The organism is Rhizobium sp. AB2/73, assembly GCF_020871915.1.
Lineage (GTDB): Bacteria > Pseudomonadota > Alphaproteobacteria > Rhizobiales > Rhizobiaceae > Rhizobium > Rhizobium dioscoreae.
In genome coordinates, this window is sequence record NZ_CP067071.1 from 1,363,666 (window position 1) to 1,387,962 (window position 24,297).

Annotated in this window: 23 protein-coding genes; 18 read left to right on the forward strand and 5 right to left on the reverse strand. The window is 59.1% G+C overall.

Features of this window, described 5'->3' with window-relative positions; all coding sequences use genetic code 11:
- Positions 1-5: 5 nt before the first annotated feature.
- From I8E17_RS06900 to I8E17_RS06915, 4 genes are all read right to left on the reverse strand, one after another.
- Entirely contained in the window at positions 6-434 is a 429-nt protein-coding gene (locus tag I8E17_RS06900) for an HIT family protein (protein WP_069612077.1), read from the reverse strand.
- 41 nt (positions 435-475) lie between these two features.
- A complete protein-coding gene (locus I8E17_RS06905; RefSeq protein WP_112721371.1) occupies positions 476-1,663 on the reverse strand; it encodes a GNAT family N-acetyltransferase in 1,188 nt (395 codons plus the stop codon).
- A gap of 123 nt (positions 1,664-1,786) precedes the next feature.
- Complete coding sequence (locus I8E17_RS06910) at positions 1,787-2,506, reverse strand: glycerophosphodiester phosphodiesterase (protein ID WP_069612079.1); 720 nt, start codon at positions 2,504-2,506, stop codon at positions 1,787-1,789.
- On the reverse strand, positions 2,506-2,973 hold the full coding sequence (locus tag I8E17_RS06915; RefSeq protein WP_069612080.1) for a RidA family protein: 468 nt from the start codon (positions 2,971-2,973) through the stop codon (positions 2,506-2,508). The genes I8E17_RS06910 and I8E17_RS06915 overlap by 1 nt, the downstream gene beginning before the upstream one ends.
- A gap of 136 nt (positions 2,974-3,109) precedes the next feature.
- On the opposite strand from I8E17_RS06915, the gene I8E17_RS06920 reads away from it, so the two are divergent.
- The 18 genes from I8E17_RS06920 to lpxB all read left to right on the forward strand — a co-directional run bounded on the left by I8E17_RS06920 (position 3,110) and on the right by lpxB (position 22,840).
- A complete protein-coding gene (locus I8E17_RS06920) occupies positions 3,110-3,937 on the forward strand; it encodes a cell envelope integrity EipB family protein (RefSeq protein ID WP_069612081.1) in 828 nt (275 codons plus the stop codon).
- A gap of 203 nt (positions 3,938-4,140) precedes the next feature.
- Positions 4,141-5,220, forward strand: a complete 1,080-nt coding sequence (locus I8E17_RS06925; RefSeq protein ID WP_069612082.1) for a toxic anion resistance protein — start codon at positions 4,141-4,143, stop codon at positions 5,218-5,220.
- Between the two features lie 4 nt (positions 5,221-5,224).
- Positions 5,225-6,799 (forward strand): substrate-binding domain-containing protein, encoded by a 1,575-nt coding sequence (locus I8E17_RS06930; protein ID WP_069612083.1) that lies wholly within the window; start codon positions 5,225-5,227, stop codon positions 6,797-6,799.
- 107 nt (positions 6,800-6,906) lie between these two features.
- A complete protein-coding gene (locus tag I8E17_RS06935; RefSeq protein ID WP_069612084.1) occupies positions 6,907-7,524 on the forward strand; it encodes a 5-bromo-4-chloroindolyl phosphate hydrolysis family protein in 618 nt (205 codons plus the stop codon).
- A complete protein-coding gene (locus I8E17_RS06940) occupies positions 7,524-8,630 on the forward strand; it encodes a substrate-binding domain-containing protein (protein ID WP_219510738.1) in 1,107 nt (368 codons plus the stop codon). The genes I8E17_RS06935 and I8E17_RS06940 overlap by 1 nt, the downstream gene beginning before the upstream one ends.
- 189 nt (positions 8,631-8,819) lie before the next feature.
- Positions 8,820-9,587, forward strand: coding sequence for a 30S ribosomal protein S2 (gene rpsB / locus I8E17_RS06945; protein WP_069612086.1), 768 nt, complete (start codon positions 8,820-8,822; stop codon positions 9,585-9,587).
- Between the two features lie 273 nt (positions 9,588-9,860).
- Entirely contained in the window at positions 9,861-10,787 is a 927-nt protein-coding gene (tsf, locus tag I8E17_RS06950) for a translation elongation factor Ts (protein WP_069612087.1), read from the forward strand.
- A gap of 238 nt (positions 10,788-11,025) precedes the next feature.
- Positions 11,026-11,745 (forward strand): UMP kinase, encoded by a 720-nt coding sequence (gene pyrH / locus I8E17_RS06955; protein WP_069612088.1) that lies wholly within the window; start codon positions 11,026-11,028, stop codon positions 11,743-11,745.
- Positions 11,746-11,801: 56 nt separating this feature from the next.
- Positions 11,802-12,362 carry a ribosome recycling factor gene (frr, locus tag I8E17_RS06960; protein ID WP_069612089.1) on the forward strand — a complete coding sequence of 187 codons (561 nt, stop codon included), beginning with the start codon at positions 11,802-11,804 and terminating at the stop codon, positions 12,360-12,362.
- A 109-nt stretch (positions 12,363-12,471) separates the two neighbouring features.
- A complete protein-coding gene (locus I8E17_RS06965) occupies positions 12,472-13,218 on the forward strand; it encodes an isoprenyl transferase (protein WP_069612090.1) in 747 nt (248 codons plus the stop codon).
- Positions 13,218-14,051 carry a phosphatidate cytidylyltransferase gene (locus I8E17_RS06970; RefSeq protein ID WP_069612091.1) on the forward strand — a complete coding sequence of 278 codons (834 nt, stop codon included), beginning with the start codon at positions 13,218-13,220 and terminating at the stop codon, positions 14,049-14,051. Before I8E17_RS06965 ends, I8E17_RS06970 begins: the two co-directional genes overlap by 1 nt.
- A 125-nt stretch (positions 14,052-14,176) precedes the next feature.
- Positions 14,177-15,850: an RIP metalloprotease RseP gene (gene rseP / locus I8E17_RS06975; protein ID WP_069612092.1), complete on the forward strand. Its 1,674-nt coding sequence runs from the start codon at positions 14,177-14,179 to the stop codon at positions 15,848-15,850.
- A 197-nt stretch (positions 15,851-16,047) separates the two neighbouring features.
- Complete coding sequence (bamA, locus tag I8E17_RS06980; protein WP_069612093.1) at positions 16,048-18,381, forward strand: outer membrane protein assembly factor BamA; 2,334 nt, start codon at positions 16,048-16,050, stop codon at positions 18,379-18,381.
- Between the two features lie 51 nt (positions 18,382-18,432).
- Positions 18,433-19,500, forward strand: coding sequence for a UDP-3-O-(3-hydroxymyristoyl)glucosamine N-acyltransferase (gene lpxD / locus I8E17_RS06985; RefSeq protein ID WP_069612094.1), 1,068 nt, complete (start codon positions 18,433-18,435; stop codon positions 19,498-19,500).
- On the forward strand, positions 19,493-19,966 hold the full coding sequence (gene fabZ, locus I8E17_RS06990) for a 3-hydroxyacyl-ACP dehydratase FabZ (RefSeq protein ID WP_069612095.1): 474 nt from the start codon (positions 19,493-19,495) through the stop codon (positions 19,964-19,966). The genes lpxD and fabZ overlap by 8 nt, the downstream gene beginning before the upstream one ends.
- Positions 19,963-20,778 carry an acyl-ACP--UDP-N-acetylglucosamine O-acyltransferase gene (gene lpxA / locus I8E17_RS06995; RefSeq protein WP_069612096.1) on the forward strand — a complete coding sequence of 272 codons (816 nt, stop codon included), beginning with the start codon at positions 19,963-19,965 and terminating at the stop codon, positions 20,776-20,778. Before fabZ ends, lpxA begins: the two co-directional genes overlap by 4 nt.
- Positions 20,779-20,780: 2 nt before the next feature.
- A complete protein-coding gene (locus I8E17_RS07000) occupies positions 20,781-21,662 on the forward strand; it encodes an LpxI family protein (protein ID WP_069612097.1) in 882 nt (293 codons plus the stop codon).
- On the forward strand, positions 21,659-22,840 hold the full coding sequence (gene lpxB, locus I8E17_RS07005; RefSeq protein ID WP_069612098.1) for a lipid-A-disaccharide synthase: 1,182 nt from the start codon (positions 21,659-21,661) through the stop codon (positions 22,838-22,840). The genes I8E17_RS07000 and lpxB overlap by 4 nt, the downstream gene beginning before the upstream one ends.
- A 27-nt stretch (positions 22,841-22,867) precedes the next feature.
- On the opposite strand, the gene gltA is transcribed toward lpxB, so the two are convergent.
- Positions 22,868-24,157 carry a citrate synthase gene (gene gltA / locus I8E17_RS07010; RefSeq protein ID WP_015339806.1) on the reverse strand — a complete coding sequence of 430 codons (1,290 nt, stop codon included), beginning with the start codon at positions 24,155-24,157 and terminating at the stop codon, positions 22,868-22,870.
- Positions 24,158-24,297 lie beyond the last annotated feature (140 nt).

Sequence of the window (24,297 nt, forward strand, 5' to 3'; positions counted from 1 at the left end):
GTCTGTCAGGCCAGCGCTTCGATGATCTTCCTGGCGTTTTCCGCCAATACCGCGCCGTCTTCCATCTTGCCCGAATGCGGCTTCAGCGCGACGCCATCGATGCGGGGGATAATGTGGAAATGCAAATGGAAGACGGTTTGTCCCGCGGGGGGCTCGTTGAACTGCGCGATATAGACGCCGTCGGCATCAAAGGCTTCCCGAACGGCGACGGCGATCTTCTGGACCACCGTGATAGCCTGCTGCAATGCAGCCGGGTCGGCATCGAAAATATTGCGCGAGGGTGCCTTCGGCACGACAAGCGTATGGCCAGGCGACTGCGGCATCACATCCATGAAGGCGACCGTGTGCTCATCCTCGTAGACGCGATAGGAAGGAATATCGCCTTTCAGGATCTTTGCGAAGATATTGTTGTCGTCATAGGCGGGGATGGTCATCCGGTATCTCCTCGTCTTGCGTTTATGGTTATCCCATACGGCTAGATATCTTGCCGTTCGCCTTTGCGGAAGGGGCTGTGCTCGGTGAGAATTTCGCTCATCTCCTCTATCTGTTCCCGCTCATGCTTCAGATAGTCCGCAACGGCGCGCCGCAGGCCCTGATGGCCGATATAATGCGCGGAATGCGTGATGACGGGAAGATAGCCGCGCGCGAGCTTGTGCTCGCCCTGCGCCCCGGCTTCCACGCGCTTCAGCCCCTTGCTCAGCGCAAAATCGATTGCCTGGTGATAACAGACCTCGAAATGCAGGAAGGGGTGATCCTCGATGCAGCCCCAATGGCGGCCGTAAAGCGTTTCGCCGCCGATGAAGTTGATCGCGCCGGCGATATAACGGCCTTCGCGCTTGGCCATGACGAGCAGAATGTCGTCGGGCATGCGCTCGCCGATCAGCGAATAGAATTTTCGGGTGAGATAGGGGCGGCCCCATTTGCGGCTGCCGGTATCCATATAGAAGGCGAAGAACTGGTCCCATATGCCTTCCGTGAGGTCGCTGCCGGTCAGCCAGTCGATGGTGATGCCATGCTCGACCGCCGCGCGCCGTTCCTTCTTCAGCGCCTTGCGTTTGCGCGATGCCAGCGTCTCCAGAAAGGCGTCGTGATCGGCATAGCCCTCGTTGATGAAGTGGAACTGTTGGTCGGTGCGATGCAGATAACCGTCGGTTTCGAAAACCGAAACCTCGTCTTCCGGCAGGAAGGTAATGTGCGCTGAGGAAACGCCGAGCTGCCGGGTGACTTCTTTCAGGCTTTCGGCGAGCGCCGGCTGCAGCACGCTCCTATCCTGTCCCTCGGCGACGAGCAGCCGCGGCCCGGTGGCGGGCGTGAAGGGAATGGAGCACTGTAGTTTTGGATAATAGCGTCCGCCGGCACGCTCGAAGGCATCGGCCCAGCCATGGTCGAAGACATATTCGCCCTGGCTATGGCTCTTCAGGTAGCCGGCGACTGCACCGATCAATTCGCCGCTTTCGGTTTCCAGCAGCAGGTGATTGCCGAGCCAGCCGGTCTTGTCGGTGGCGGAACCGGACTCCTCAAGCGATGAGAGGAAGGCGTGCGAGACAAAGGGATTGTAGGGCAGGACGCTGCCGGTTCTGGACGCTCCGGCCAGCTTCGACCAGCTCTCCGGGGCGATATTCTTGAAGGATCGTTCGACTCGAATGGATAATTCGTCTGTCATCAAACTCTTGCGCTTGGAAGGAAAGAAGGGGCTCTCACCGCCGCGCCATCCGCCCGAAGGGCGCACTGTCAGCGCAGCGGCAATTTGGGTATGCGCAAAGCCTCTTCTTCAATCGATGCCGATTTACGAGGCCAGGCGCGGATCAAAACCTTCGAAGGTCATCTGGTCTGCATTGGCAAACGTATGTTTGTGGGCCGCTTCGTCGCGCACGGTCCAGGTGATGACCGGAATACCGCGCTGGCGTTGCGCCGTAACAAAGGGGTTCGGCAGGTGGCCGTAGAAGTACGAGATGAAGTCTAGCCCAAGATGCATGGCTTCGTCATGCTGAAAAAACGTCTCAGGCTTGTTTCCTTCAGCCGTCAGTCCGACAGGGTAGGGCGCTTCCAGCGCCTTGAGGTCCTTGAGCAGCCAATGATCGAAGCTCATCAGCGCCACATGCCCCTTGTAGCCTTCCAGCACTTCGAGCACGGATTCGGCAAAGCCATCGTCATCGCCTTCGCGTCCCTTGAGCTCCAGCACCAGCGGCACCTTGCCGTCGCAGAGCCGCAGGAGCTGCTTCAGCGTCGGGATCTTGTCCTTGGTACCGCCGACCGACAGCAGCCCGAGCTCGGCCGAGGTGCGTTCGCGCACTTCGCCCGGCAGATTGCAGACGCGCTGGAGGTCGTCGTCATGAAAGACCACCGGAACGCCGTCGGAGGCGTAGTGCAGGTCGCATTCGATGGCAAAGCCCGCCTCGATGGCACGGCTGAAGGCGGAGAGTGTATTCTCCCAGACTTCCTTGTTCATGTCATGATAGCCGCGGTGAGCGACGGGACGCTCGGTCAACCAGGCAAGTTTGCTCATTATGCAATTTCCAGAATGGCATCGATTTCAACGGCGGCATTGAGCGGCAGGGCGGCCATGCCGACGGCGGCGCGGGCATGCTTGCCGGCTTCGCCAAGCACGTTTGCCAGAAGATTGGATGCGCCGTTGATCACAAGGTGTTGTTCGACGAAATCGGACGTCGAGGCGACGAAGCCGTTGAGCTTGATCAGCCGCTTGATCCGGCCGAGATCGCCGCCGAGGGCAGCTTTCGCCTGGGCGAGAATATTGATCGCGCAAAGCTCGGCCGCCCGCTGCCCGCCGGCAACATCGACGTCCTTGCCGAGATGACCCGTGACGCCGATCTTGCCGTTTTCCATCGGGAGTTGGCCCGACAGATAGAGAAGATTGCCGCTGATGACATAGGGAACGTAGTTGGCGGCCGGTGCCGCGGCCTGCGGCAGAACGATGCCGAGTTCCTTCAGGCGGCCCTCGATAGCGTCGGACATTATTCATCTCCCGTTTTGTTGTAAAAACTTCAAAAATCCGGCATCAAGACTAAATTCGGTCACTTAGGATCGGCAGCCTCGTTTCAGCCGAAAGCGTTCTTATAACATCGCGTGCGAGTCCAACAGGAGATAATGAATGTTCCGCTCGAGTCTTGCTGCTACCGTCGTTTCGGGCCTGAGCATTCTGTCACTGGGAACCTCGGCAGCCCATGCTGCCGGTCCGAGCGGGCTGATCGCGCATCGCGCCGTCTATGATCTCGAACTGAAGGATGCCTCCGATCGCTCCGGCATCTCCGGCATGGTCGGCCGCATGGTCTATGAGTTCGAAGGCTCGGATTGCACCGGATTCACCACCAATTTCCGCTTCGTGACGAAGATCGATACGGGGGACTCAACGCGCGTCAGCGACCAGCAGACGACGACCTTCGAGGATCTCGGCAAGCGGCTGTTCCGCTTCGAGACCAAGTCCTATACCGACAGCCAGCTCGACAAGGATGTGCGCGGCGCCGCAAGCGACGACCAGAAGGGCATCAAGGTCGACCTCACCCAGCCGCACAACAAGCAGGTCCAGATCATCGAGAGCCGTTTCCCGACGGAGCATATGCTCGACATTATCCACAATGCGAAGCTCGGCAAGAATTTCTTCGAGGCGCAGGTTTTCGACGGTTCCGACGATGGGGACAAGCCGCTGATCGCCACCACCGTCGTCGGCAAGGAACAGACGCCGGCGATCGATGATCCCGATGCCGACAAGGCTGGCGCCTTCTCCAAGACGCCTTTCTGGCCGGTGACCGTGGCCTATTTCAACGAAAAGTCCACCGGCGATGCCATGCCCGTCTACCGGATGTCCTTTAAACTCTACGAGAACGGCATCACGCGCGACCTCACCATGGATTATGGTGACTTTGTGCTGACCGGCAAGCTCACCAAGCTTGAAGTTCTCGGTACGAAGGCGTGCCAATAGACTCTCGTTCAACGTGCAAAACCTCTGTCATAAAACTGTGATCCAAGTCTCACTATTGTGTGAAATGATCGACACGCGGAAGTAAGTGCGGATTATCTCTGTTTCGATCTGAAATTGTAGCGGGGCGCGCGGGGGCATCGTCTTGAGGCGATTGGCAATTTTTGCGGTCGGCTCCCGAGTCTATGGACGAGAAAGCACGACCTATGAGCAATAGCGGTATCTCCACGAGTTCCAATAACACGCTGCCGGTCGTCGCGGCCGATCCGGCGGAAATCGCCCGCATCGGCGACAGCATAGATCTGACCGACCGGGCCGGCATTTCCGTCTATGGCGACCGCGCCCAGCAGGCCGTTTCCGATTATTCCGATCGTATCCTGCGCGAGGTGCGTAACCGCGATCTCGGCGAAGTCGGCAAGTTGCTGACCGATATCATCGTCAAGTCGAAGAAGCTCGATCCTGCCTCGTTGAAGGACGAGGGCTTCCTATCGCGGATGTTTTCCTCTTTCAGGGCGAAGCTGGAGCGTTTCAAGGAGCAGTTCGAAGACGTAGCCGGCCAGATCGATCGCATCGGGCTCGAGCTTGACCGTCACAAGGATATTCTGCGCCGGGACATCGCCCTTCTGGACGATCTGCATGAAGAGACAAAGCAGTCCATCGTGCAGCTCGATGCCTATGTGCAGGCCGGCAAGGATTTTGCCGAGCGTTTTCGTGCGACCGAGCTTCCGCGCCTGAAAAGTTCCGCAGATGCGGCTTCGGCTAATCCTGGCGGCGGCATGCTGGAGGCGCAGGTCTATCAGGATAGCCTACAGGCCCTCGATCGCCTGGAAAAGCGGGTCTTCTACCTGCAGCAGGCACGCCAGCTCGGCATTCAGCAATTGCCGCAGATCCGTATCGTTCAGGCCGGTGACGAAACCCTGATCGAGAACCTGCAGGCGACGTCGGCGCTGACCGTGCCGGCCTGGAAGCAGAAGATGGTGATCCTGCTGGGCCTGACGCAGCAGAAGTCCGCGCTCGAACTGCAGAAGACCGTCACCGACGCCACCAACGACATGATCCGCCAGGCGTCGAATATGATGAAGGACCAGGCGATTGCCATAGAACAGCAATCGCAGCGCGGTATCGTCGACATCGACACGCTCGCCGCCGCCAACCGTGACCTGATCGACACGATCAACGGCGTCTTGAAGGTGCAGGAGGATGGCCGCGCCAAGCGGGCCGAAGCCGAAGAGCGGATGCAGAAAATGACCATTGAACTCAAGAAGGCGATGATCGAGGCGCGGTGAACCCATGGCAATCCGCACTTTTGCTACCGCGCTGACGCTGGCAGGCGCACTTCTGTTGAGCAGTTGCAATGTCGGCGGGCAAGTCTCGAAATTCTCGATCATTTCCGGCTCTGAAAATACCGTCCTGCAGCCGATCGTCGAAGAGTTCTGCAAGGAGAAGCAGGCGACTTGCAGTTTCACCTATGAGGGTACGCTGGATATCGGTCTGGCACTCCAGAGCGAACAGGGCGTCGAACAGGATGCCGTCTGGCCGGCGTCGGGTGTCTGGGTCGATATGTTCGACACCAAGCGTCGCGTGAAGTCGCTGACATCGGTCGCGCAGATGCCTGTCATTCTCGGCGTGCGCAAATCCAAAGCCGAGGCGCTCGGCTGGGTCGGCAAGCCGGTCTATATGAAGGACATACTGGCGGCAGTGAAAAGCGGTTCGCTGAAGTTTCTCATGACATCGGCCACGCAATCCAACTCCGGCGCCAGTGCCTATCTTGCCATGCTGTCGAGTGCGCTCGGCAACAAGCCGGTGATAGAGCCGGGCGATCTCGACAAGCCGGATGTCCAGAGCGCGGTTCGCGCGCTGCTTGGCGGTGTGGAGCGTTCTTCGGGGTCGTCGGGCTGGCTTGCGGATCTCTATACGGACTCCGCCGGCAGGGGTGTGCTTTACGACGCTATGTGGAATTACGAAGCGATCCTGAAGGAAACCAATGACAAGCTTGCCGGCATGGGCAACGAGCCACTCTATGCCATCTACCCCGCCGATGGCGTCGTCGTCGCCGATTCGCCTATCGGCTTTGTCGATCACGGGCGAGGGCAGGAGGTCGAGACCTTCTTCAACCAGCTCGTCGACTATCTGCGTTCCGCGCCAGTGCAGAAACGCATTGCCGATACGGGTCGCCGCATCCCGCTTTCCGATATTGCCGCCAAGCCGGACCTGACATGGAATTTCGATCCGACCCGGATCGTGACGGCCATCCGCATGCCGGAGCCTGCCATGATCCGTCAGGCGCTTGATCTTTATCAGGTGGCGCTGCGCAAGCCTTCGCTGACGGCTCTCTGCCTCGATTTTTCGGGCTCGATGGCGGGCAAGGGCGAAGAACAGCTTCAGGCGGCCATGCAATTCCTGTTCAACCCGGACGAAACAGGCAAGGTCCTCGCGCAATGGACGCCAGCCGATCGCATCATCGTCATTCCCTTTGACGCCAATGTGCGCACCACGATCGAGGCGACCGGGAGGCCCGATCAGCAGAAGATGTTGGTCGAAAGGGTCTCGCGTCAGCATGCGGGTGGAGGTACCGATATGTATGCCTGTGCGAGCAAGGCGCTCGACTGGATGAAGTCGACGCAAGAGCTGTCATCCTACCTGCCCGCGATCGTCATCATGACCGATGGAAAATCAGATGATGGGAATGGCTATTTCATGAGCCGCTGGGCATCGGTAAGCCCGCATGTGCCAGTGTTCGGCATCACCTTCGGCGATGCCGACAAGCGGCAGCTCGATGCCCTCGCGCAGGAGACCTCCGCGCGCGTCTTCGACGGCCGTGGTGATCTGGTCAGCGCATTCCGGGCGGTGCGCGGCTATAACTAGAGCATTTCTGTTCTGAACGGAGTCAAAAATGCTCTATCTCTTTGTTTTCACGCAATTCCGGACGCGAAACCTCTTCGCATTTTTGCTGGAATTGCTCTAGGACGATAATGCGCAATTGGTTCGGCAATGACTGGAATTGGATTGTGGCGGGGCTTGCTGCCGCGATCGTCGTTCCCGTGCTCAGCTTCCTTGCCGGCATGCCGATATGGATTGCCGCCATCATCGGTCTTTTGGTCTTCATCGGCCTGATTTTCGTCCTTGCACCTAAGCGCATGTTCGAGGGGCTGGATGCGAAGGCGATTGGCAGGGGGCGTCTGGAGTTCGCCCGCGACCTGTTGAGCACGGCTGCTCCCGCGGCCGAAAGGCTGGAAGCGTCGGCGAACCAGATCGGCAGCAAGGATGTGGCAAAACGGGTGCGGCATCTGGCGGAGATCGCCGCGGACGTCTTTGCGAAGGTGGAAGCCAATCCGGAAAGCGCCGGCACCGTCAGGCGGTTCCTCAGCTACTATCTGCCGCGGGCCGCGGAGGTGGCGGAGGGCTTTGCCGTCATCGAGGCGAAACGCCAGCCGGATGTTGCGCGCCTTCAGGAGGTCGGTCTCGTTCTGACCAAACTGGAAGATGCTTTCGTACACTATTCCGACAGCCTGATCGAAGACAGGCTCGATACGCTTGATACGGAGCTGCGCCTCATACAGGCCTCACTCAAAGAGGATATAGGACGCTGATGGCCATTTCCCGCCGCGCTTTTGGAGTAGGGCTTCTTGCCGCCGGTGTCGCAGGGACCGGAGGCTATTTCGCCGTCAAGGACAGGCCGGAGCTGCAGGGGCTGCTCGGCAACAGCACCAAGCTCTTCGGATTCATCGGCGGCGAGAAGGAGGCATTCCTTGCCGATGCCGACGTGGTATCGGCACTGCACAGTCATGGCCTTGAGATCAACAGCCGCGTCGCAGGCTCCGTGGAAATGGTGCGGGAGCAGGCGCTTCTGTCGCAGAACCCCGCCTTCCTCTGGCCATCCTCGTCGATCATGGTCGATATCGCCCGGCAGCATGGTATTAAGATCCGCAACGATCGCGTCATCCTCAACACGCCCGTCGTCGTCTATTCCTGGCAGCCGGTCGTCGATGGATTGACCAAGGCGGGGCTCGTCAACACGACGCCGGAGGGGCAGCACCAGCTTGATCTCAAGGCGCTGCTGGATGCCGTGCTTGCCGGCACGAACTGGTCGAAGCTCGGCGTCAACTCACTCTATGGCCAGGCTCGGATCGTGTCGACCGATCCGAATCGTTCCAATTCAGGCTTCATGTTTTCCGGCCTGGTGCTCAGCCTACTCAGCGGCAACGTCGCGAGCCCGGACGACCTCGCGCAGTTCGGGGACAAGGCCCAGGCGATCTTTCGTAACATGGGTTTCAAGTCGTCTTCGTCGGGCAAGCTGTTCGAACAGTATCTCGCGGGCGGTATTGGCGGCGAACCGATGATCGTCGGCTATGAGAATCAGCTGGTGGAATGGATCATCGCCGATCCGCAGCGTTGGAAGAGGGTTCAGGCGAGCAACAGCGCCAAGCCGGTCGTGCTCTATCCGCATCCAACCGTCTATTCCGCGCATCCGTTGATCGCGATCGACGAACAGGTCGATCGCATGATCGAAGCTCTCGTCAGCCCGCGATTGCAGGAGCTCGCCTGGACCAGGCACGGTTTCCGCGGACCGCTCGGCACCGCGACCGGCGATGCCGACAATGCCATCGCCGGCCTGCTGCCGGCCGAGATCGATGCCGTATTGCCTATGCCGGATGCCAATGTCATGCTGGCGCTTCTTGATAAATTGGCCAGTTGAGGGCATGGCGAGATTGCTTTTTTGATCCAAAAGCCTTGCATTCCAAGCGAATCGAAGGTATGGGCACCCGCATTCCACACGTAAGGCATGGGATTGTCCGGGAGAAATCCGGATTTTTCCGCCCGGTGGCATTCTCGAAGAGGATGCTGTTCGCCTTGCGGAGGTTCAACCGGAAAAGGATACAAAGGCATGGCATTGCCCGATTTTTCTATGCGCCAGCTTCTCGAAGCAGGTGTTCACTTCGGTCACCAGACGCACCGCTGGAACCCGAAGATGAAGCCGTACATTTTCGGCGATCGTAACAACATCCACATCATCGACCTCGCCCAGACGGTTCCGTTGCTGAGCCGCGCCCTGCAGGTTGTCAGCGACACCGTTGCCCGTGGCGGCCGCGTTCTGTTCGTCGGCACCAAGCGTCAGGCGTCCGAACTGATCGCCGACAGTGCGAAGCGTTCGGCTCAGTACTACGTCAACGCCCGCTGGCTCGGCGGCATGATGACCAACTGGAAGACGATCTCCAACTCGATCCAGCGCCTGCGCAAGCTCGACGAAATCCTCTCCGGCGAAGCCCAGGGCTTCACCAAGAAGGAGCGTCTGAACCTTGAGCGCGAACGCGAAAAGCTCGACAAGGCTCTCGGCGGTATCAAGGACATGGGCGGCACGCCGGACCTGATGTTCATCATCGACACCAACAAGGAAAAGATCGCGATCGACGAAGCCAAGCGCCTCGGCATCCCGGTCGTCGCCATCATCGACTCGAACTGCGATCCGGACCTGATCGACTATCCGATCCCGGGCAACGACGACGCTTCGCGCGCCATCGCTCTTTATTGCGACCTGATCTCGCGCGCTGCCATCGACGGTATCGCTCGCCAGCAGAGCGCATCGGGCCGTGACCTCGGCGCTTCCGAAGAAGCTCCGGTCGAGCCGACCCTGGCGGACGGCACCGAAGCCTGATCGCGCGGTGCGGCGGACAATAAAACGTCTGCCCAAGCGCAATGACATCCGGGATAAGGCCGTTTGCGACTTCAAGAAGTTCGAGCGGCCTTATCGCGTTTTTGGTAACGCTTTGCCTGGGCGGTAAAACCAGGCATGTTCCAATCAAGAATTCCACAGTATGACGCGGTTTCATAACGCTGTCATACTTACGGGTACATTTCGTCCCTCAAATCGGTGCCGCTTCGGTTTTATGTCGTTTGCCGCACCGTATGAACCGACAAGAGGAAGCTTATGACCGAGATTACGGCTGCACTGGTGAAAGAACTGCGCGAAAAGTCAGGCGCAGGCATGATGGACTGCAAGAAGGCGCTGACCGAGACGAACGGCGATATCGAAGCCGCGATCGACTGGCTGCGCGCCAAGGGCATCTCCAAGGCCGACAAGAAGTCCGGCCGCACCGCCGCTGAAGGCCTGATCGCCATTGCCGGCGCTGGTCACAAGGCTGTTGTTGTCGAGCTCAACTCGGAAACCGACTTCGTTGCCCGTAATGATGCCTTCCAGGACCTCGCTCGCGGCATCGCTGAAGTTGCGCTGTCCACTGACGGTACCGTTGAAGCCATTTCGGCTGCGACCTATCCCGCATCCGGCAAGCCGGTCGCCGACGCCATCAAGGACGCGATCGCCACCATCGGCGAGAACATGACGCTCCGTCGCGCGGCCAAGCTGGAAGTCGAGCATGGCGTTGTAGCGACCTACATCCATAATGCTGCCGGCGACGGTATCGGCAAGCTCGGCGTTCTGGTCGCTCTGAAGTCGGTCGGCGACAAGGCTGTTCTGACGTCGATCGGCCGCCAGATTGCCATGCACATTGCTGCTACCAACCCGCTGGCTATCCGCGCGGAAGAAGTCGACGCCGCCGTTGCCGAGCGCGAACGCAACGTCTTCATCGAACAGTCCCGCGAATCCGGCAAGCCGGAAGCCATCATCGAGAAGATGGTCGAGGGCCGCATGCGCAAGTTCTTCGAGGAAGTCGCTCTTCTGTCGCAGGCTTTCGTCATCAATCCGGACCTGACGGTCGGTGCTGCCCTCAAGGAAGCTGAAAAGACCGCCGGTGCCCCGATCGAAATCACCGGCATGGCCCGCCTGCTGCTCGGCGAAGGCGTCGAGAAGGAAGAAAGCGATTTCGCCGCAGAAGTTGCGGCTGTCGCCAAGGGCTGATCTGAGCATTTCCAGGAGAAGTGCGTAGCGGTTTTCCGTTCGGAATGCGTAAGGAAACAAAACGATAGGGCTTTTCCGCAATTTGAAGAGGTGCGGAAAAGCACGGTCGAAAAGAGACATATTCCGGTTTGGTGAAACCATATCAGGGAAAACGTATGGGCATCGCGTGACAACGCGGTGCCCTTCGTGTATCCGGCTTTCACAATCATTCCCCCGATGATCACGTCAAGGAGCTACGATGTCCCAGCCGATCTACAAGCGCGTGTTGCTCAAGGCCTCTGGTGAAGCTCTGATGGGCAGCCAGGGTTTTGGTATCGATGTCACCGTCGCCGACCGGATTGCCGGTGATATCGCACAGGCGCGCGCCATGGGTGTCGAAGTCGGCGTCGTGGTCGGCGGCGGCAATATCTTCCGAGGGGTGGCCGTGGCCTCCAAGGGCGGTGACCGCGTGACCGGCGACCACATGGGTATGCTCGGCACCGTCATCAATGCGCTGGCGCTGGCGACCTCGCTGCGCAAGCTCAATATCGATACCGTCGTGCTCTCGGCCATCTCCATGCCGGAAATCTGCGAAAGCTTTTCGCAGCGCGCCACGCTCTACCACCTTTCGCTCGGCCGCGTGGTGATCTTCGCCGGTGGCACCGGCAATCCGTTCTTCACGACGGATTCTGCTGCCGCGCTGCGTGCCGCCGAAATGGGCGCCGAAGCGATCTTCAAGGGTACCCAGGTCGACGGTATCTATTCCGCCGATCCGAAGAAGTTCCCCGATGCTGAACGCTTCGATCATCTGACCCATAGTCAGGTGCTCGAAAAGGGGCTGGCCGTCATGGACGTCGCCGCCGTGGCGCTTGCACGCGAAAATTCCATTCCGATCGTCGTCTTCTCCATACACGAGAAGGGCGGCTTTGCGGAAATCTTGACCGGCGGCGGCCGCAAGACCATCGTATCAGACAACTGACATTCCTGTGACGCCGGGTAAGCCCCGGTGTCGCCTCATTACAGGGGAGTATAGACATGAGTGAAGCCAGCGATCTCAAGGAACTGAAGCGCCGTATGGACGGCGCCATTGCGGCATTCAAGAGCGACGTCGCCTCACTGCGTACCGGGCGCGCATCCGCCAACATCCTCGATCCTGTGACGATCGAAGCCTACGGCTCGCGCATGCCGCTGAACCAGGTGGCCAATATCACCGTGCCGGAGCCGCGCATGCTGACGGTTTCGGTGTGGGACAAATCGATGGTCAGTGCCGTCGAGCGCGCCATCCGCGAATCCAATCTCGGCCTCAACCCGATCGTTGACGGCCAGAACCTGCGCATCCCGCTGCCGGAACTCAATGAGGAGCGCCGCCGTTCGCTGGTGAAGGTTGCCCATGAATACGCGGAAAAGGCGAAGGTGGCGATTCGCCACGTGCGCCGTGATGGCATGGATGGCCTCAAAAAGGCCGAAAAGGATGGCGTAATCGGTCAAGACGAGAGCCGCTCTCTCTCTGAACGTGTGCAGAAGATGACGGATGAGACGATTTCGGAAATCGACCGCTTGCTAGCCGACAAAGAAAAGGAAATCATGCACGTCTGATCGCATGCCGGGGAGTGTCGCGCTTTCGATTTTCGCAATATTGAAAGCGGCGGCTGCGCCCTAGATTATGAGGCCAGAGCATCTTTCCGCCGAACGAAACCGGACCCATATGTCAGCTCCTACGTTCTCTGTCGTACCTGAACACGTTGCCATCATCATGGACGGCAACGGACGCTGGGCCAATGCGCGCGGTCTGCCGCGCACCATGGGCCATCGCAAGGGCGTGGAGGCGGTTCGGGAGACGGTGCGGGCGGCAGGCGACATCGGCATAAAATATCTGACGCTGTTCGCCTTCTCCTCGGAGAACTGGCGCCGGCCCGAGGCGGAGGTGAGCGATCTCCTCGGCCTCCTAAAGGCCTTCATCCGGAGGGACCTTGCCGAGCTTCATCGCCAGAATGTGCGCATCCGCGTCATCGGCGACCGCAGCGGCCTGCGCGGTGATATCCTGCCCTTGCTGATCGAGGCGGAGGAGACCACCAGGAACAACACGGCTCTGACTCTGGTCATCGCCTTCAATTACGGCTCGCGCGACGAAATCACGCGTGCCTTTGCCGGCCTTGCAAAGGATGTCGAGGCCGGGCGGCTGCGCCCGCAGGATATCACGCCGGAGCTGGTCGATGCCCGTCTGGACACCGCCGGTATTCCTGATCCCGATCTCATCATCCGCACGAGCGGCGAGGAGCGGCTTTCGAATTTCCTGCTCTGGCAGGCCGCTTATTCGGAATTCATGTTCGTGCCGGATTATTGGCCCGATTTCAGCCGCGAGCTCTTTTTCTCCGCGCTGGAGAAATATGCTGCGCGCGACCGGCGTTTCGGCGGCCTTTCCGCCAAGCAGGCGGCGGCCGTGGGGTCCTGATGAGCCGGGAACTCAGGCTGCGCATTATTTCCGGCATCATTCTCGCTGCCATCGTTCTTGCTGCCACCTGGTATGGCGGCTCAGGCTTTCGTCTGCTGGCCGCCGTGATCGGTCTGCTCGTCTATTATGAATGGTCGACGATATCGGATCTGCATGGCCGCGATCCTCAGGGAAACGCGCTCGGCTGGCTTGGGCTCGTATTGATCGCCGGTGCGACGGCATTGAGCGAATCCGTCTATTCCATCGAGGTTCTGGCCGCCTTCGTTGCTGTTACCGCGATCATGGTCGCCATACGTGGAAAGAGCTGGTGGCTGCCGGGCGGCATATTCTATTCCGGATTGACGGCAATTGCCCTTGCCGAGATCCGCGATGACGATTTTCGCGGCTTCGTGCTGATGCTGTTCGTCTTTGCCACGGTATGGGCGACGGACATCTTTGCCTATTTCGCCGGCCGCGCTATCGGGGGGCCGAAGCTCGCGCCGAGCATATCGCCGGGCAAGACCTGGTCGGGCGCCATCGGCGGTGCTATGGCGGCCGTCATCGCGGGAACGGCGGTCGTCTGGAGCTTCTTTTCAGCCGAAGACCTGTGGATTCCTCTCCTTGCCCTGGTGCTTTCCGTCTGCAGCCAGATCGGCGACCTGTTCGAATCGTTCGTCAAGCGCAAGTTTGGCGTGAAAGACTCGAGCCATCTGATTCCCGGACATGGCGGCGTCATGGATCGGGTCGATGGACTAATTTTTGCTTGTTTTGCAGCGTTTTTGTTGGCTATCGTAATAACGCTGACAATGAGCGGCGAGACCTTTTCATTGGGCGGCGTTCTGCTCGGGGTCTGATACTGAAGCAATTCCAGGAAAAGTGCGCAGCGGTTTTCCGTCTGGAATTGCGAGAAAACAGAAAGATGGAACGGTTCGGAGCTTCCGTGAAAGCTGAACCGCTCTAACACGAACAGGATCGTTGCATGGGTAGCGCGGCTGGCTTCATCGGTTTCTTGACGAACAACGTCATCACATTTGTCTTTGTGCTGTCGTTGCTCGTTTTTGTGCATGAGATGGGCCACTATCTGGTCGGTCGTTGGTCGGGCATCCGCATCATGGCTTTTTCGATCGGCTTCGGGCCGGAGATTGCCGGATTTACCGATAGACACGGTACGCGCTGGAAGCTCTCCCTCATTCCGCTCGGCGGTTATGTACGATTCTTCGGCGACGAGGACGCCTCCAGCAAGACCGATGTGGATCAGCTCTCGGCCATGACGGAGGAGGAGCGCGCCCAATCGTTCGCCGGAGCCAGGCTCTGGAAGCGGGCTGCAACCGTTGCGGCCGGACCGATCGCCAATTTCCTGCTCGCCATTGTGATCTTCGCAGTCCTTTTCAGCGTTTACGGCCGCACGGTTGCCGATCCGGTCGTGGCCATGGTGACGCGCGACGGTGCTGCCGCGGAAGCCGGCATCGAACCAGGCGACCGCCTGATCGCCGTCGATGGCAACAAGGTGACGACTTTCGATGAAGTGCAGCGCTATGTCGGCCTGCGCCCGGGCCGCGCTATCGTACTGACCGTCGACCGCGACGGCCAGAATCGCGATTTTCGGATCGTTCCGAAACTGGTCGAGGACACCGATCAGTTCGGCAACAAGATGGAAATGGGCCGTATCGGTATCGCGCTCGTCGATCCGGTGGTGACTGCGGTGGAACCGGCCGGACCGGCGGCAAAGGCCGGTGTACAGGCGGGAGACCGTCTGATTGCCGTCGATGGCAATAATGCCGCTACTTATTACGATATCGGCCGTTACATCGCCGAGCGCCCCGGCAAGAGCATCGTGCTGACCATCCAGCGCGATGGCGTGATCCGCGATTTGCCGATCGTGACCGCGACATTGGCGGATACGGATGCATCCGGAAACAAGAAGGATGTCGGCAGCATCGGTATCGCGCCGATCGATCCGTTGATCGCGTCGGTTGGGGCCGACAGTCCGGCTCAGACGGCGGGCTTGGAACTTGGTGACCGCATTCTTTCTGTGGATGGACGGGCGATCGGATCTATCGGCGAAGTGCAGCGTTATGCGGCTGCTCATGCCGACAAGCCCATGGCACTGTCGATCGAGCATAATGGCCAGACCCGTGACGTATCGGTGACGCCGAGAAAGTCGGAGGAGACCGATGTCTTCGGCGCACGGACGGAGATTGCCACGATCGGCATCAGCGATGGTCAGAAGCCGATCAGGCTGCGTTACGAGGCTTACGGGCCGCTGCAGGCGCTTACCGAAGGTGTGAAGCAGACCGGCAGTATCGTTTCCGGCACTTTCGAATATCTCGGCAACGTCATCGGCGGATATATGAAGGCCGATCAGCTCGGCGGGCCGATCCGGGTCGCGCAACTCTCCGGGCAAATGGCAACCCTAGGCTTTGCCGCGGTGCTCCAATTCGCCGCCATACTTTCTGTTTCAATAGGGTTATTAAATTTGATGCCCGTCCCGGTACTTGATGGCGGCCATCTGATGTTCTATGCGATTGAAGCCGTAAGGGGAAAACCTCTGGGTGCACGGGCGCAGGATATCGCTTTCCGGATTGGATTTGCGATGGTGCTCTCACTCATGGTGTTTGCAACCTGGAACGATATTAGTTCCAGAATAGGCTAGCGGGGCGACGAGAGGAAAATTACGATTTATTTACGATGTTTCAAAGCCGTAGTGGCGAATGAGCCACGCTTTGAAATGAAGTAAACAGAAATTAACGTGCTCCCTTGCTTGTATGTCAAAAGCGGGTAAAACGACACACGTGGCCGGAATCGGGTTCGCTCGGGGCTGGGGACGATTGAAAAAAGGTAAGAAGTGAAATGAAGGCTGGTTCAAAATTTTTGAACGCAGTGTCGGCGGTAGCGCTGTCTGCAGGTGTTGTTGCGTCGGGCGCTGGTGTGATCACCCTTGCCTCTGCTTCTGTCGCTGAAGCAGCTGTTATTCAGCGGGTTGACGTTCGCGGTGCTGGACGCGTCGGCGAGACAGCCGTTCGGGATAATATCACGATCAAGCCCGGCAAGAGCTTCTCCGCCAGTGACATTGATGCTTCGGTGAAGCAGCTCTATGCCACCGGATATTTCTCTGATGTCCACATTACCGTTTCGGGTAGCACGCTGGTTGTATCGGTCAGCGAAAACAAGCTCATCAACGCCGTGGTCTTCAACGGCAACCGCAAGATCAAGGACGACAAGCTTCAGGGTATCGTCCAGACGCACGCTGCCGGCCCGTATAACGAGGCGACCGTTCAGGCTGACGTCAAGACCATCAAGGATGCCTATGCATCCATCGGTCGTAACGATGTGCAGGTGACGACGCAGACCGCCGAGGTCGCGCCGGGCCGTCTGAACGTGGCCTTCGTTATCAACGAGGGCGAGCGTACCAAGATCGACAAGATCAACTTTTCGGGCAACCAGGCCTATGGCAGCGGTCGCCTTGCTTCGGTCATCGGCACGAAGAAGAGCAACTTCCTGTCGTTCCTGACGCGCAAGGACGTCTACAGCCCCGAACGTCTGCAAGCCGACCAGGATCAGCTGCGTCAGTTCTACTACAATCACGGTTATGCCGACTTCCGGGTCGTCAGTGCCGATGCGACGCTGAACGAGCAGAGCAACGAATACACGCTGAACTTCAACGTCGATGAAGGTCCGCGTTATACTTACGGCGATATCAACGTCATCTCGACCGTCGAAGGTATCAATGCCGACGAGCTGAAAGGCCTTGTCATCACCCACAAGGGCGATGTCTACAGCGCCAAGGATATCCAGACCTCGATCGAGAACATTTCCAAGCGTGTCGCGGCTGCCGGCTATCCGTTCGCCCGCATCACGCCGCGCGGCAACCGCGATCTGTCCGGCCACACCATCGGCATCGAATATCTGGTCGACCAGGGCGAGCGTGCCTATGTCGAGCGCATTGAAATCCGCGGCAACACCCGCACGCGCGACTACGTCATCCGCCGCGAGTTCGACCTGAACGAAGGCGATGCCTTCAACCAGGAAATGATCACGCGCGCGAAGCGCCGCCTCGACGCGCTCGGCTATTTCACCAAGGTCGATATCTCGACGGCTCAGGGTAGTGCTCCGGACCGCGTCATCGTCATCGTCAACGTCGAAGACCAGCCGACGGGCTCCTTCGGTATCGGTGCCGGCTACGCCGTCGGCAACAATGGCGGTCTGCTTCTGGAAGCTTCGGTCGAAGAAAAGAACTTCCTCGGTCGCGGTCAGTACATCCGTCTCGCCGCAGGTGCCGGTACGGAAGGCAATCGTACCTACAACATCTCGTTCACCGAGCCTTATTTCCTCGGTTATCGTCTGGCTGCCGGTTTCGATATCTTCAAGAACCAGACGTCGAGCGACGATTACTACGATTATTCGGAAGAAGGCTTCTCGCTGCGCGTCACCGCGCCGATTACCGAGAACCTGGCAACGACACTGCGCTACAACTACAAGCGCTTGACTTACGACGGCACGAACGATTGGCAGAACAACCTTTCGGCTCCGTATCTCAACCTTGTTGAGAACGGTCCGTGGGTACAGTCGACGGTTTCGCAGACCTTCACCTACAACACGCTTGATGATCAGAACCTTCCGCGTGAAGGTATCATCGCCAAGTTCACGCATGAATTTGCGGGTCTCGGCGGCGACTCTGACTTCTACAAGTTGAGCGGTAAGGCTCGTTACTACCAGATGATCAGCGACGAAGCCGATATCATCGGCTCGCTGACAGTGGGTGCCGGCTACGTGATGCCGACGAATGGCAAGCTGAACGTCTTCGATCAGTTTACGCTCGGCGGCCGTGAAATCCGCGGCTTCGAGAATGCAGGTATCGGTCCGCGTTCGTCGCATGGCGATCCGCTCGGTGGTACGACCTACTTCACCGCTTCGGCTGAAGCGAGCATGCCGATGCCGGGCGTTCCCCAGGATATCGGCCTGCGTATCGCAGCCTTCGCTGATGCAGGCACGCTCTACGGCAATAAGGCGAATCTCTTTGGCGATACGCTTCATAACGACAGCTCGATCCGTGCATCGCTCGGTGCCGGTCTGATCTGGTCGTCGCCGTTCGGTGTCATCCGCGTTGATTACGCCGTGCCGGTCTTGAAGGAAGATTACGACAAGACCGAGAATTTCCGGTTTGGCATCGCCAACCAGTTCTGATATCGGCAGTCCAGAACTGCGGGCTTGAACACCGTTCTGGAGCTGGTGCTTATGGAACATACTGGTTTTTTCCCGCCCCATGGTGGCGTCAGCTTGAAACAACTGGCTGAGCATCTTGGGGCGGAGCTGGCTGATACGGCCTCTTCCGAGGTCGTCATCAGATCTATCGCTCCCGTCTATCGGGCAGGCGAGGGTGACGTTTGTTATATCCTTTCCCGAAAGAATCGCGCTGAGCTGGAGACCTGCAAGGCTTCAGCCATCATTTGCCTTCCGGCACTGAAGTCTTTCGTTCCCGATCACATCCCGGTCCTTCTGTCGAAGAAGCCGCATACGGATTTCGCCATTGCCGGCGCGTTGCTGCATCCGCAAGCCATGCGGCCGGTTACGTTCACGGCGAATCCGCTCGTGATTTCTCCCGCTGCGACCATCGATGCGACCGCTAAGCTGGAGGCCAATATCGGCATCGAGCCCGGTGCGATCATCGGCCCTGGTGCGGAGATCGGCGAGGGGACCTATATCGGCCCTAACGCCCTCATCGGGCCGGGTGTCAAGATCGGGCGCAATTGCAGCATCGGCGGGGGTGCGAGTGTGCTCTGCGCCTATATCGGCAATGGCGTCATCATCCACAATGGCACGCGCATCGGCCAGGACGGTTTTGGCTATGCGCCGGGACCGCGCGGCATGGTCAAGATCGTGCAGATCGGCCGCGTCATCATCCAGGACAATGTCGAGATTGGCGCCAATACAACGATCGATCGCGGCACCATGGATGATACCGTGATCGGCGAAGGCACGAAGATCGACAATCAGGTCCAGATCGGACATAACGTCCGCATCGGTCGCCACTGTGCTATCGTCAGCCAGGTCGGCATTGCCGGCAGCACGGTGATCGGCGATGGCGTGCAGATTGGCGGACAGGCAGGCCTCAACGGGCATATCCACATTGGCGACGGCGTGCAGATCGGTGCCAAGAGCGGCGTGATGAACAGCATCCCGGCGGGCGAGCGCTATGCGGGTCTTCCGGCGCGGCCGCTTTGGGATTTTCTAAGGGAATCGGCGGAGATCGCGAAGCGGTCAGGAGCCAGAGACAAGAAGGACGGGAGTGCGGAGCATGACTGAGGAAGCCAAGACGTCGCTGTCGTCGGCTGACATCATCGAAATTATGAAGCTTTTGCCGCATCGCTATCCCTTCTTGATGGTCGACAAGATCATCGAGATCGATAGCGATAATTCCGCGATCGGCATCAAGAACGTAACGGCGAACGAGCCGCAATTTACCGGACATTTCCCGGAGTCGCCGATCATGCCGGGCGTGCTGCTCATCGAGGGAATGGCGCAAACGGCCGGTGCGATCTGCGCCCGCAAGGACGGCATCGGCGGTAACCTCGTTTACTTCATGACGATCGACAACGCCCGCTTCCGTAGGCCGGTCGTTCCGGGCGACCGTGTCGAATTCCACGTCGTCAAGCAGAAGCAGCGCGGGACCATCTGGAAGTTCCATTGCGATGCCAAGGTTGACGGTTCGCTGGTCGCCGAGGCCGATATCGGTGCGATGATCGTACGGAAGGATCAGGAACAGGCATGAGCAGCATCGCAAAGAGCGCCCGCATCCATAAGCTGGCGGTTGTCGAAGACGGCGCGGTCATCGGCGAGAATGTTGTTGTCGGCCCGTTCTGCTATGTCGGTCCCAAGGTTGTGCTGCATGACGATATTCAGTTGCTCAATAATGCCGTTGTGACCGGTCGTACGACAATCGGCAAGGGAACGAAGATCTTTCCGATGGCTGTTATCGGTGGCGATCCGCAGAGCGTCCACCATCATGGCGAGGAAACGACGCTTGATGTCGGCGAGAACTGCACGATCCGCGAGGGCGTGACGATCAATACCGGTACGGCCGACTACGGCGGCAGGACGATTGTCGGCAACAACAACCTGTTCCTTGCCAATTCGCACGTCGCACATGATTGCCGCGTCGGCAACAATGTCATCATGTCGAATAACGTCATGCTGGCCGGACACGTCACCATCGAAGACCGCGCCATTCTTGGCGGCGGCTGCGCTGTGCACCAGTTTACCCGCATAGGCAGGCAAGCCTTCATCGGGGGCCTTACGGCAGCCAGCTATGATGTCATTCCTTACGGCATGTTGAACGGCAATCCGGGCGTATTGTCGGGGTTGAACGTCGTCGGAATGACGCGTGCAGGGATCGATCGCGCGGTGATTCACCGCGTTCGCCGCGCCTACAAGAGCATCTTCGAAGCCGAAGGATCCATCCGCGACAATGCGGCGGCTATCCGCGAGGAATATACCGATTGCAAGGAAGTAATGGAAATTCTCGATTTCATTGCTGCCGATAGCGACCGCGCGCTTTCATCGCCGAATCGTGGCAAGAGCTGAGGGTGGTTTCGGCCAGCGAAAATGGCAAGGGCAGACTGGCGATCATCGCAGGCAGTGGCCTTTTGCCGGTTTACGTCGCCGAAGCCGCCCGGCAGGCCGGTGAAAATCCCGTTATCATCGCTTTGACCGACGAGGCCGATCGCGATTGGTCTGCCTTTGATTACGCCAATCTCGGCGTCGGCAATTTTGCCGGTCTCGAGGCAATGTTCCGCCGACATGGCGTCGATCGTGTTGTCATGTCGGGCGGTGTTGCACGACGCCCTTCATGGCGGCAGGTGCATCCGACCTGGCGGGTCATCAAGGAACTGCCCTCTACCATCCGCACGCTTCTTTCGGGCGGCGACAATGCCGTCCTGCAGATGGTCATTCGCCTGATCGAAGCTGGCGGGGTTCGCGTCGTGGGTGCGCATGAAATCGCACCGGATCTCTTGGCGACGACCGGCCCGCTTGGAAAAATCTCGCCGGTGGAAGAGGATCTGCGCGATATCGCTCAGGGCGCGAAGGCGGCGGATGCACTGGGGCTCCTGGATGTCGGGCAGGGCGCGGTCAGCGTCGGCGGCCGCGTTGTTGCGCTCGAAGGCGCCGAGGGTACCGATAAGATGATCGAGCGAGTTGCCGAGCTGCGCGCAGCAGGACGCATCTCGACGCGCCGGCGCGGCGTGCTCGTCAAGCTCTGCAAACCGCAGCAGGATATTCGGGCCGATCTGCCCTCGATCGGCGTTTCTACAGTGTCGAATGCCAAGAAGGCTGGCCTGGGCGGCGTCGCAGTCGAAGCCGGCAGGGCCTTGATCCTTGATCGGCAAGCGGTGATCGCTGCCGCCGATGAGGCCGGTATTTTCGTCTGCGGCATCGACCGCGGCCTGAGCGCGGAGGGCTTCATGTGAGCGCAGCGTCTTTGAAGCTTGCCGTCGTTGCCGGCGAAGTCTCCGGCGATCTGCTGGGCGGCGATCTCGTCGCAGCCCTGAAGCGACGCCATGATGGTCCGGTCGAGCTAGTGGGGGTCGGTGGCGAGGCACTGGAGGCGCAGGGCCTGCGCTCGCTCTTCGATTATTCCGAACTCTCGATCATGGGTTTCATTCAGGTCATCAAGCGGTTGCCAAAGCTGCTGGCCCGCATCCGGCAGACGGCGGATGCGATTATTGCTGCAAAGCCGGACGTGCTTGTGATCATCGACAGCCCCGATTTCACCCATCGCGTTGCCAAGCGGGTGCGCAAGGCGTTGCCCGATCTGCCTGTTATCGATTACGTCTGCCCCAGTGTCTGGGCGTGGAAAGAATATCGCGCACAGCAGATGCTTGCCTATGTCGACCATGTGCTGGCCGTCTTGCCGTTCGAACCTGCTGCCATGAAGCGCCTGGGCGGTCCGGCAACCACTTATGTCGGCCACCGCCTGACGGTCGATGCCAATCTTGTGGAGACGCGACGTCAGCGCGCCTTGCGCGGTCTGGCCGGCGCTCATGTGGCAAAGACGATCCTGCTTTTGCCCGGATCGCGTGCATCGGAGATCCGGCATCTCCTTCCGGTTTTTGAACGGGCTACCGAAGAACTTAGCCGGAGAAATGATAATGTTCATTTTCTGCTGCCGACCGTGCCGCGGCAGGAGGCGGTGGTTCGCTCTTTGACGGCTAATTGGCAGGTCAAGCCGGATATACTCGTCGGCCAGGATGCCAAATGGAGTGCCTTTGCCAAGGCGGATGCCGCCATGGCAGCCTCCGGAACCGTAATCCTGGAGCTTGGGCTGGCGGGCGTTCCCGTAGTCTCGACCTATAAGACGGAATGGCTGGCGAAATTCGTGCTGTCGCGCATCAAGATCTGGACGGCCGCCTTGCCGAACCTCATCGCAGACTATGCCGTTCTGCCTGAGCTCATCAACGATGTTCTGCGGCCGGGCATGCTGGCACGTTATATGGAGCGCCTGTCGAGCGACACGCCGGAGCGTGCGGCGATGCTTGCTGGCTACGATCTGGTCTGGGAACGGATGCAGACAGAGGAGCCGCCCGGCGACAAGGCTGCGCAGATTGTTCTGGACGTTCTAGCCCATAAAAAAACCGGTCATCTCTGACCGGTTTTTTTGTTTCAATACCGAAGCTTAACGCTTGGAAACAGGTACATATTCGCGCAGCGGAGCGCCGGTGTAGAGCTGGCGCGGACGGCCGATGCGCTGATGCGGATCCTCGATCATTTCGTTCCACTGGGCGATCCAGCCGACGGTGCGGGCAAGAGCAAAAAGAACGGTAAACATGGTCGTGGGGAAGCCGAGAGCCTTCAGCGTGATGCCGGAATAGAAGTCGACGTTCGGGTACAGCTTCTTCTCGATGAAATATTCATCGGTGAGAGCGATGCGCTCCAGCTCGATCGCGATGTCGAGCAGCGGGTCGTCCTTGATACCGAGTTCGCCGAGAACCTCGTGCGCCGTCTTCTGCATGATCTTGGCGCGCGGATCGTAGTTCTTGTAGACGCGGTGGCCGAAGCCCATCAGGCGGAAGGGATCGTTCTTGTCCTTGGCGCGGGCGATGAATTCCGGAATGCGGTCGACCGTGCCGATTTCGTTCAGCATGTTCAGCGCAGCTTCGTTGGCGCCGCCGTGAGCCGGTCCCCAGAGGCAGGCAATGCCTGCAGCGATACAGGCAAACGGATTGGCGCCGGAAGAGCCTGCCAGACGAACCGTCGACGTGGAAGCATTCTGCTCGTGATCGGCATGCAGGATGAAGATGCGGTCCATGGCACGGGCAAGTACCGGATTGACCACATATTCTTCGCACGGAACGGCAAAGCACATACGCAGGAAGTTCGACGCGTAGTCGAGGTCGTTCTTCGGATAAACGAAGGGCTGGCCGATATGGTACTTGTACGCCATGGCGGCAAGCGTCGGCATCTTGGCGATCATGCGCAGGCTTGCGACCATGCGCTGGTGCGGATCGGTGATGTCGGTGGAGTCGTGATAGAAGGCGGAGAGCGCGCCGACACAGCCGCACATGACGGCCATCGGATGTGCGTCGCGGCGGAAGCCGGTGAAGAAGCGCGACATCTGCTCGTGCACCATCGTATGGTGGGTCACGCGATAATCGAAGTCCTTCTTCTGCGCTGCCGTTGGCAGTTCACCGTAGAGAAGGAGGTAGCAAACTTCGAGGAAATCGCCGTGTTCGGCCAGCTGATCGATCGGATAGCCGCGGTGCAGCAGAACGCCTTCGTCGCCATCGATATAGGTAATGCTCGACTCGCACGACGCGGTGGAGGTGAAACCAGGATCGTAAGTGAAAGTGGAGGTGTTCTTATAAAGGGCACCAATATCAATGACACTCGGGCCGATGGTTCCGGTCTTGACCGGCAGGTCCACCGTCTTTTCACCCCAAGTTAGTTTCGCGCTTTGTTCCGTCATGCTGATCCTCCAAGATTTGGCGGGATTGACGCCATAAAAAGCGCCAAAAGGTTAAGCGACTACCGACTAGCTATATGATCCAGAGCCTAATGCCAAGTTATCCTAACGCTGAATTGTGCAATGCAGTATCAACTTTTGGG

What these genes read in the sequence shown, in the direction of transcription:
- frr (WP_069612089.1), top strand. Translation starts at nt 11,802, where the DNA reads ATGAGTGAAGCCAGCGATCTCAAGGAACTGAAGCGCCGTATGGACGGC.
- I8E17_RS06920 (WP_069612081.1), top strand. Translation starts at nt 3,110, where the DNA reads ATGTTCCGCTCGAGTCTTGCTGCTACCGTCGTTTCGGGCCTGAGCATT.
- I8E17_RS06930 (WP_069612083.1), top strand. Translation starts at nt 5,225, where the DNA reads ATGGCAATCCGCACTTTTGCTACCGCGCTGACGCTGGCAGGCGCACTT.
- tsf (WP_069612087.1), top strand. Translation starts at nt 9,861, where the DNA reads ATGACCGAGATTACGGCTGCACTGGTGAAAGAACTGCGCGAAAAGTCA.
- lpxD (WP_069612094.1), top strand. Translation starts at nt 18,433, where the DNA reads ATGGAACATACTGGTTTTTTCCCGCCCCATGGTGGCGTCAGCTTGAAA.
- bamA (WP_069612093.1), top strand. Translation starts at nt 16,048, where the DNA reads ATGAAGGCTGGTTCAAAATTTTTGAACGCAGTGTCGGCGGTAGCGCTG.
- fabZ (WP_069612095.1), top strand. Translation starts at nt 19,493, where the DNA reads ATGACTGAGGAAGCCAAGACGTCGCTGTCGTCGGCTGACATCATCGAA.
- I8E17_RS06965 (WP_069612090.1), top strand. Translation starts at nt 12,472, where the DNA reads ATGTCAGCTCCTACGTTCTCTGTCGTACCTGAACACGTTGCCATCATC.
- I8E17_RS06915 (WP_069612080.1), bottom strand. Translation starts at nt 2,973, where the DNA reads ATGTCCGACGCTATCGAGGGCCGCCTGAAGGAACTCGGCATCGTTCTG.
- I8E17_RS06925 (WP_069612082.1), top strand. Translation starts at nt 4,141, where the DNA reads ATGAGCAATAGCGGTATCTCCACGAGTTCCAATAACACGCTGCCGGTC.
- rpsB (WP_069612086.1), top strand. Translation starts at nt 8,820, where the DNA reads ATGGCATTGCCCGATTTTTCTATGCGCCAGCTTCTCGAAGCAGGTGTT.
- pyrH (WP_069612088.1), top strand. Translation starts at nt 11,026, where the DNA reads ATGTCCCAGCCGATCTACAAGCGCGTGTTGCTCAAGGCCTCTGGTGAA.
- I8E17_RS06935 (WP_069612084.1), top strand. Translation starts at nt 6,907, where the DNA reads ATGCGCAATTGGTTCGGCAATGACTGGAATTGGATTGTGGCGGGGCTT.
- I8E17_RS06900 (WP_069612077.1), bottom strand. Translation starts at nt 434, where the DNA reads ATGACCATCCCCGCCTATGACGACAACAATATCTTCGCAAAGATCCTG.
- I8E17_RS06940 (WP_219510738.1), top strand. Translation starts at nt 7,524, where the DNA reads ATGGCCATTTCCCGCCGCGCTTTTGGAGTAGGGCTTCTTGCCGCCGGT.
- lpxA (WP_069612096.1), top strand. Translation starts at nt 19,963, where the DNA reads ATGAGCAGCATCGCAAAGAGCGCCCGCATCCATAAGCTGGCGGTTGTC.
- I8E17_RS06905 (WP_112721371.1), bottom strand. Translation starts at nt 1,663, where the DNA reads ATGACAGACGAATTATCCATTCGAGTCGAACGATCCTTCAAGAATATC.
- I8E17_RS06970 (WP_069612091.1), top strand. Translation starts at nt 13,218, where the DNA reads ATGAGCCGGGAACTCAGGCTGCGCATTATTTCCGGCATCATTCTCGCT.
- gltA (WP_015339806.1), bottom strand. Translation starts at nt 24,157, where the DNA reads ATGACGGAACAAAGCGCGAAACTAACTTGGGGTGAAAAGACGGTGGAC.
- rseP (WP_069612092.1), top strand. Translation starts at nt 14,177, where the DNA reads ATGGGTAGCGCGGCTGGCTTCATCGGTTTCTTGACGAACAACGTCATC.
- I8E17_RS06910 (WP_069612079.1), bottom strand. Translation starts at nt 2,506, where the DNA reads ATGAGCAAACTTGCCTGGTTGACCGAGCGTCCCGTCGCTCACCGCGGC.